Source organism: Thiomonas sp., from assembly GCF_054608695.1.
The window spans coordinates 1-4579 of the sequence record NZ_JBTRXV010000165.1 but is presented as its reverse complement, the minus strand read 5'-3'; the positions used below and the strand labels follow the sequence as shown (position 1 = coordinate 4579).

Here is a 4579-nt window from a genome sequence, read left to right as displayed (position 1 = left end):
GCCTGCTGAAACGTCAAGGACGCCGATGCCGCAAGCGCAGGACCAGGCGCCAAAGCAAGCCGAGCCTGTGAAATCTGTGCCCTTCCTGCCCATGCTGGATCTGAGCCCATTGCCCCAGCAGGACAGCGCGCATGGCCAGGAGCCAGGGGTGCCTCGGCGCGGCCAGCCGAGGAGCAGCAGGGGGCATGGGCGCGGTGGACACGGACGGTGATTCGCCCCTTGGGACTGAAACACCACTGGAGGCGTGGCATCGGGTCGATAGTAGTGTTCGATTCTTGAGTGAACCTAACTGGTTGATCTCACTCAAGAGCGTTCTCGGGGTAAAGCGCTAGCCCCACAGGCCAAGCGCAAGGCGACGGCCAAGTTGATTGCAAAGCATCACTTGTCGGAGCGCTGAGCATACCGTTTCGTGGGGCTCTCCAGAGACAGCTACCACTATTCGCACAACCGGATGCGCTGAGCCAGCACGTCGTGCCAAGCCTGGCGGGCACCATAGATCCGGTCGCCGTCGACGAAGCTCCGGCGCCTTGGCTCCTTGCCATGTCATTGTGCACTTTCGCCATAGGCCGATCCAGCGAATAGGTACTCCATGAATGCACTGGCGATCGGGGTAGGCTGCTTGCCCGCTGGGTAGGCGACATACCACTTGCGACCCAGCGGAAAACCATGCACGTCGAGTACTGCCAGTTCCCCCCTCGCGAGTTCCGCGCGTATCGTGCTATCAGACAATATGGTTATACCAAAACCGGCAACCACGACCTGCTTGACGGCCTCGTTGCTCCCAAACTCCATGCGCGTTTTGATGGCGACACCATGCTGCTCGAAGAACTTCTCGGCGGCCAGGCGCGTTCCCGAACCTGGCTCGCGCAGGATGAATGGAACGTCCCGCAGGTGAGACGGGGCGATATCCTTTTCCAGCAGCAGGGGATGGTCTGACCGCGCCACCACCACCAGGGCATTGTCGGCGAAAGGTTTTGCTATGACATTCATGTGTGCCGGCGGCTGGCCCAGGATGTAGAGATCGTCCTGGTTGCGCGCGAGCCGTTCCAGCAGCCCCTCCCGATTACCGACGAACAGGGCGGAGTCGACGCCGGGATGTTTCGCGCAAAACGCCCCCAACAAGCGAGGGATAAAGTATTTAGCGGTGGAAAGAGTGGCGAGCTTTAGGCTGCCTTTTTCCAATCCCTGGAGCGCGGCCAACTCTTGAGTGAGGAGCTCCAGCCTGTCGAGTACGTCTCGACAGGCCGTCGTCAGAGCCTCCCCAGCCGGGGTAAGGTAGATTTTCTTGCCGATCTGATTGAAGAGGGGCTGGCCGACAGCCTCGGCGAGTTGCCTGACCTGGATGGACAGGGCTGGCGGCGTCAGGTGCAACTCCTCAGCAGCACGTGTGAAGCTCATGTGCCGGGCCACGGCAGCGAAAATCTTGAGTTGGTGCAGGGTGGCGTGACGGATAGGCATTGTTCATGTTAAGTCATCGTAAAACGTAATAGTAAATACTTTTAACTTTTATTAAAAAATTGAATCCTCCACAATGCGACTCAAGCATCTCAAAACGCTGGGTCACCCCCCCAAAATTTCCTTGTCCCCCTTATGGGGGCAGCGCCCCCATAAGGGGGTGCAGGACTCGCATGAAGATTCCATTGCGTTTGTCAACTATGTCATTAGGAGAGAAACATGGCCGTGAAAAAGTATGAGGCAGGTGTTAAGGAGTATCGGCAGACCTATTGGATGCCGGAATACGCGCCCTTAGATTCGGACATCCTGGCCTGTTTCAAGATCACCCCGCAGCCGGGCGTGGACCGTGAAGAAGCCGCCGCCGCAGTGGCCGCCGAGTCTTCCACCGGAACCTGGACCACGGTGTGGACCGATCTGTTGACCGACCTGGATTACTACAAGGGCCGCGCCTACGCCATCGAGGACGTGCCCGGCGACGACACCTGCTTCTACGCCTTCGTGGCCTACCCGATCGACTTGTTCGAAGAGGGTTCCGTGGTCAACGTGTTCACCTCGCTGGTCGGCAACGTGTTCGGCTTCAAGGCCATCCGCGCCTTGCGCCTGGAAGACGTGCGCTTCCCTCTCGCCTACGTCAAGACCTGCAACGGGCCGCCGCACGGCATCCAGGTCGAGCGCGACAAGATGAACAAGTACGGCCGTCCGCTGCTCGGCTGCACCATCAAGCCCAAGCTGGGCCTGTCGGCCAAGAACTATGGCCGCGCCGTGTACGAGTGTCTGCGTGGCGGTTTGGACTTCACCAAGGACGACGAGAACGTCAACTCGCAGCCCTTCATGCGCTGGCGCGACCGCTTCCTGTTCGTTCAGGATGCCATCGAAAATGCCCAGGCCGAAACCGGCGAGCGCAAGGGTCACTACCTGAACGTGACTGCCCCGTCTCCCGAGGAAATGTACGAGCGCGCCGAGTTCGCCAAGGAGCTCGGCTCGCCCATCATCATGCACGACTACCTCACGGGCGGTTTCTGCGCCAATACCGGCCTGGCGCGCTGGTGCCGCAAGAACGGCATGCTGCTGCACATCCACCGCGCCATGCATGCCGTGATCGACCGCAATCCGCACCACGGCATCCACTTCCGCGTGCTGGCCAAGGCGCTGCGCCTGTCCGGCGGCGACCACCTGCACTCCGGCACCGTGGTGGGCAAGCTCGAAGGCGACCGCGAAGCCACTTTGGGCTGGATCGACTTGATGCGTGAATCCTTCATCCCCGAAGACCGCTCGCGCGGCATCATGTTCGACCAGGATTGGGGCTCCATGCCCGGCGTTTTCCCCGTCGCTTCCGGCGGCATCCACGTGTGGCACATGCCCGCCCTGGTCAACATCTTCGGCGACGACTCCGTGCTGCAGTTCGGCGGCGGCACGCTGGGGCACCCCTGGGGCAACGCCGCCGGCGCCGCCGCCAACCGCGTCGCGCTGGAAGCCTGCGTCGAAGCGCGTAATGAAGGGCGCGAGCTGGAGCGCGAGGGTAAGGAAATTCTGACCAACGCCGCCAAGGACAGCCCGGAACTCAAGATCGCCATGGAAACCTGGAAAGAGATCAAGTTCGAGTTCGACACCGTGGACAAGCTGGACGTGGTTAACCGCTGATTCTGAGGGGTGCAACTCCCAGGTGGCGTGAACGAAAATTCACGCAGTGCGAAGCCAAACATGCCCATTTTTTCATTATAAAGAAAGGAATGCAAATGGCCGACATCATTCAAGATTACAACTCAACCCCCAAGTACGAAACCTTCTCGTATTTACCGGCTATGACGCCGGAAAAAATGCGCCGCCAGATTACTTGCATCATAAATCAGGGTTGGAACCCCGGCATCGAGCACGTGGAACCGACGCGCGCCTTCAACTACTACTGGTACATGTGGAAGCTGCCCATGTTCGGCGAGCAATCCGTGGACACCATCATCACCGAACTGGAAGCCTGCCATCGCGCGCACCCCAACCACCACGTGCGACTGATCGGTTACGACAACTACTCGCAGAGCCAGGGCAGCTCTTTCGTGGTGTTTCGCGGACGCTAAGTAAGGTTGGAGCGTGGCTATCCAGCAGATGACCCGTGCGTGCAAGAGCCTAGTTGAATACATAAGGATCAAGGCATAAGCGACACTATGACAAACAATACGGCATTTCCACGCCCGGCTCACGTCGCCACGCTGGTGGCGAAATCATCTGCGTCGGCGCGTACGGCGAGTAATTCAACCCCCATAGGGGCAACAGTTTCGGCAACGGAGGCAACGGGCAAGGCGTTTTCCCGTGCGCGCCGCCAAGCATTGGCTCAACGCGGTAAATTGGGCGTCATTCGGGTAACGGCACCGGTGAGCGCGGATATCCGCGTGGCAGCTCCAGCCATGCCGGCATCCGCACCTACTCCCGTAGAAATGTTTGCATCCGCAACAGCACAAGCAACCGCTACCAGAGGTGATTGTGGTTGCGGCCGCAAATCCGGCTCGATCACGGGATTGAGCGGGCGTGACGCGGCCCGTGCCCGCCGCGAGGAGCTTTGCCAGCAAGGGCGCGGCGACCACCCCGCGTGCCGACCCAGCGGCCGGGTACGCCAGAAGCCGGCCACTCCCACCAAAGTGGAGCAAGGCACCACCCTGAGCGGCACCACTGTGACCGGCACCCAGGTGGAGCGTAGCGCCAAGGTAACCGGTGCTGAGCCGGGCAGTTGCCGCGCCATCACCGGCACCGAATACATCGGCGCCGAGCAGTATGGCGAGTTGTGCGCGGCCATCCCGGAGCCAGCAGCGGCCAAGGTCAGCGTCGGGAGCACCAGCCGAGGCCAGCGCGTGAGCGGGGTCGAGCTTGGCCGCAGCGTGAAGGTGACCGGCGATGAACATGGCGCCTGCAGGACGGTGACCGGCACCGAATATCTGAGCGCCGAAAAATTTGAATCGTTTTGCGCGACCAGGCCTGTGCCCGCGCCTGCCAAGGTCGGCGTGGCCACTACCCAGGCCGGTCAGCGCGTGAGCGGAACCGAAGTCGGGCGCAGCGCCAGGGTGACCGGGGATGAACCCGGCTCCTGCCTCAAGCTCACCGGCAGCCAGTATTACCAGCCGGAGCAGTTCGGCAA

General features: G+C 61.0%; 4 protein-coding genes. 3 read left to right on the top strand and 1 reads right to left on the bottom strand.

Features of this window, described 5'->3' with window-relative positions; genetic code table 11:
* Positions 1-543: 543 nt before the first annotated feature.
* Positions 544-1458 carry a LysR family transcriptional regulator gene (locus tag ACYCUK_RS23495; protein ID WP_461597007.1) on the bottom strand — a complete coding sequence of 305 codons (915 nt, stop codon included), beginning with the start codon at positions 1456-1458 and terminating at the stop codon, positions 544-546.
* A gap of 216 nt (positions 1459-1674) precedes the next feature.
* Between ACYCUK_RS23495 and ACYCUK_RS23490 the strand changes: the two genes are divergently transcribed.
* From ACYCUK_RS23490 to ACYCUK_RS23480, 3 genes are all read left to right on the top strand, one after another.
* Entirely contained in the window at positions 1675-3096 is a 1422-nt protein-coding gene (locus ACYCUK_RS23490) for a form I ribulose bisphosphate carboxylase large subunit (RefSeq protein ID WP_461597006.1), read from the top strand.
* A 95-nt stretch (positions 3097-3191) separates the two neighbouring features.
* A complete protein-coding gene (locus ACYCUK_RS23485) occupies positions 3192-3527 on the top strand; it encodes a ribulose bisphosphate carboxylase small subunit (RefSeq protein WP_461597005.1) in 336 nt (111 codons plus the stop codon).
* A gap of 87 nt (positions 3528-3614) precedes the next feature.
* Positions 3615-4579 (top strand): CsoS2 family carboxysome shell protein (locus tag ACYCUK_RS23480; RefSeq protein ID WP_461597004.1); only part of this gene is annotated, 965 nt, incomplete at its 3' end.

What these genes read in the sequence shown, in the direction of transcription:
- ACYCUK_RS23495 (WP_461597007.1), bottom strand. Translation starts at nt 1,458, where the DNA reads ATGCCTATCCGTCACGCCACCCTGCACCAACTCAAGATTTTCGCTGCC.
- ACYCUK_RS23490 (WP_461597006.1), top strand. Translation starts at nt 1,675, where the DNA reads ATGGCCGTGAAAAAGTATGAGGCAGGTGTTAAGGAGTATCGGCAGACC.
- ACYCUK_RS23485 (WP_461597005.1), top strand. Translation starts at nt 3,192, where the DNA reads ATGGCCGACATCATTCAAGATTACAACTCAACCCCCAAGTACGAAACC.